The 3,534-nt window shown below is 48.5% G+C and carries 3 protein-coding genes; all 3 read left to right on the top strand.

Annotated features, from left to right (window positions below):
- The coding region (locus V6C93_RS12010; RefSeq protein ID WP_333476894.1) for a uroporphyrinogen-III synthase at nt 1–256 on the top strand (256 nt) is incomplete at its 5' end.
- Between the two features lie 80 nt (nt 257–336).
- The gene (locus V6C93_RS12005; RefSeq protein ID WP_333476893.1) at nt 337–3,027 is read left to right on the top strand and encodes an EAL domain-containing protein; all 2,691 of its coding nucleotides are present in this window, start codon (nt 337–339) and stop codon (nt 3,025–3,027) included.
- A gap of 169 nt (nt 3,028–3,196) precedes the next feature.
- Nucleotides 3,197–3,534: filamentous hemagglutinin N-terminal domain-containing protein (locus tag V6C93_RS12000; protein WP_333476892.1), on the top strand; the 338-nt coding region annotated here is incomplete at its 3' end.

The following is a 3,534-nucleotide window of genomic DNA, read 5'->3' as shown; positions in this document are numbered from 1 at the left end:
CAGTTCCAAAACAGTCAAGCACTTTGTTCAACTCCTAGAGAAATCGCTGCCGGAAGATTCCCAAGAGTTTCCCACAGCCCAATCTCGATTGCAAAACATCTGTATAGCCTCCATTGGCCCTCAAACCTCCATCACTTGCCGTCAGTTGTTGGGGCGAGTCGATGTCGAAGCGCAGGAATATACTTTAGAAGGATTAATTGATGCAATTGTGCAGTGGACAATAGACACAAGTAGTGATGTTAGACACAATAGCTAGGTGGAATGGCGCTGACCTAAGAGCGAACCTATCTCTCCACAAAAGATATCTACCAAAACCCCCAAGGAGAAGTGGTGGGTTTGATTGGCATTGCGCAGGACATCACCGAACAGAAGCAGCTTCTTGATATACTTCAACGAGAAAAAGAAGATTTAGCCGCCCTCAGTACCGTTACAACCAATGGCATTAGCACGTTGAATCTTGAAGAACTGTTACAAGATCTGCTCCGGCGCATTGTGGAAGTCATGCGTGCCGATGCTGCCGTCATTCTGTTGAAAAAAGATAACCAGCTCTATGTCCGCTCCAGTATCGGGATTGATGCAGAATTTCGCTCAAATTATGTTGTAGAGATTGGGGAAGGGTTTGCGGGTACGATCGCGGCAACAAGGCAGCCGCTTTACATTGAGGATGCTCAAACCGACTCGCGTATCATTGCCATCAAACGAGGTAAAATTCGTTCAATGCTGGGTGTCCCACTGCAACGCCAGGGCGAATTAGTGGGCGTCCTGCATGTGGATTGGGGGAGTATTCACCCAACCAGCGATCGCGAACTTCACCTGTTGGAAATTACCGCCGAACGCTGTACGATGGCAATTCTCAACGCCCAGTTGTACGAACGCACCAAACAGCTCCAAGAACATCTTCAACTCCAAATTAACCACATGCCGATCGCCTGTATTATCAGCGATAGCGAATTGCGCGTGACGGATTGGAACCCTGCTGCTGAAAAAATTTTTGGCTTTAGCCAACAAGAGGCACTGGGGCAAAAATTGTGCAATCTCATCGCTCCAGTGGGCGTTCGTGGGAACCTAGAGACTATTTTTCGACAACTGGCGGCAGGAGAGAGGACGGTACACAGCGTCAACGAAAACCTATCTAAAGATGGACGCACAATCATCTGTGAGTGGTTCAACACACCTCTTAAGGAAGCCGATGGCACTGTAATTGGAATCCTGTCGATGGTGCAAGATATCACGGCTCGCCAGCAAGCCGAGCAGGAGTTGCGGAGAAAGGACGAACAGTACCGCACCTTAGCTCGGAACTTCCCTAATGGTGCCGTTTTCTTATTTGACCGTGACCTGCGCTACATCCTTGCCGAAGGAACTGAACTCCCTGCTCTGGGACTTTCTCGCGAGTCGGTTGAAGGAAAAACCTTTAGGGAATCCTTTGAGCCGGAAATATGCAATCTGTTGGAGCCACTTTATCGTCGGGCACTTTCTGGAATTGCCGCCACATTGGAAGTCCCCTATGCTAACCGGGTGTACCTGGTGCAGGCATTGCCAGTAACCAACAGTTCCGGAGAAATCTTTGCCGGAATGGCAGTCGCTCAGGACATCACGGAGCGTAAACAAACCGAAGCACAACTGTGGCGCAATGCTTATTACGATGCACTGACGGGGTTGCCCAACCGGACTTTATTCTCACAGCGTTTGGGAGAGCGGATAGAAGAGGCCAAACACGGTAAGGCAGGTCTATTCGCTGTCCTGCTACTCAAGTTAGAACACTTTGAGATGGTTAAATATAGCCTGGGGCACAACGTTGCCGATCAATTGATGATTGCCACCGCTCGGCGACTAGAGGCGTACCTGCCACCGAGCGCAACGCTGGCGCGGGTGGGGTCAGATGAGTTTGCCATTCTGCTGGCTCAACTGCAAAACAGTGATGAAGCCACCGACCAAGCGGATTGCCTTCACCGACGATTGATATTACCCTTCGACCTACAGGGACGCGAGGTATTTTCCACATCCAGCATGGGAATTGCTCTAGGTGGGACGGAGGAATACAAATGTATAGTTTCCCCGCCCGATCTGTTCTCCAACTCATCCCAAGAAATCTCCAATTCAGCCTCATCTACCCAAGAACTCACTTGTTCTGACCGACCCGAAGACTTCTTGCGTGCGGCTGATACGGCAAGGCATCATGCCAAAGTTCAGGCTCATGTCAGTCATGCTGTGTTTAATCCTGCCATGCACGAACAAGCTGTGGCACGTTTTCAGCTAGAAACAGACTTACGGCGTGCGATCGAACGCCAACCGTTTCAGGTGTACTATCAGCCGATAGTCTCTTTGGAGACGGGCAAGATAACCGGTTTTGAAGCCCTAGTGCGCTGGATTCATCCAACACGAGGCATGGTGTCACCCCTGGAATTTATCCCCCTAGCCGAGGAAACCGGGCTAATCAGCTTCATCGACTGGTGGGTACTGCGGGAAGCCTGCACCCAGTTGAGGATTTGGCAACAGGCATTTGCAGAAGATTCAGCCCCTTTGACGATGAGTGTGAATTTTTCGGGCTTGCATTTGGCGCAGCTGGGCTTATTAGAACGTCTCGACCAAGTTCTGCGGGAAACGGGTGTTGAAGGACAAAATTTGAAGTTAGAAATTACAGAAAGCGGTTTGTTGAAGAATGCGACTTCTGGAACTGAAGTTTTACAACAACTAAAAACGCTAGGAGTAAAGCTTTCAATTGATGACTTCGGTACTGGCTATTCGTCTTTAGCGCGTTTGCATCAGTTACCTATTGATACCTTAAAGATTGACCGTTCCTTTGTCAGTAGGATGGGAAAGGATGGCGAGAGCTTAGAGATTATTCGGGCAATTATGATGTTGGCTCACAGTTTAGAAATGGATGTGATTGCCGAGGGTGTGGAAACGCATGAGCAGCTATCAAGGTTGCGATCGCTCAATTGTGAGTATGGGCAAGGCTATTTCTTCTCTCGACCCGTGGATAGCGAGGCGGCTGAAGAGTTGTTAGCCTCGCAGTTGCAGTGGTGAAGCCACACGTTATTATTTGTTACTTGTGATTTGTTTAAATGAGGTCAACATAGGTTTTTGTTGGGCTAGACTTAATATTTCCATAATTTTGCTCTGATTGGGAGATTCTTCAGTAAAAGTGAGATTCTACCTAGGAGCGCACTCAACAGGGGTAAGGGGTGGTTTTGGCATGGTAATCTATCTGAGGCGTTGGGGTTGGGGATTAGGGTTAGCAGGAGTTTTAGTATGGGGTGAAGCTAACTTTTTAGGGAGTCCGACTTTAGCTCAAATTACACCTGATTCTACTTTAGGAGCAGAAAGTTCTGTTGTTACACCGAATGTTAATGTTAGGGGATTTTCTGCTGAGCGAATTGAGGGTGGAGCCGTTCGAGGGGCTAATTTGTTCCACAGCTTCCAAGAATTCAATGTTGGGGATGGACAGCGAGTTTACTTTGCTAATCCAACAGGAATTGAGAACATTCTCAGTCGCGTAACGGGTAATAACCTCTCGAATATTCTGGGAACGTT

The sequence above is a fragment of the Allocoleopsis sp. genome (assembly GCF_036703385.1).
Classification (GTDB): domain Bacteria; phylum Cyanobacteriota; class Cyanobacteriia; order Cyanobacteriales; family Coleofasciculaceae; genus Allocoleopsis.
This window is presented reverse-complemented; position numbering and strand designations above follow the sequence as displayed.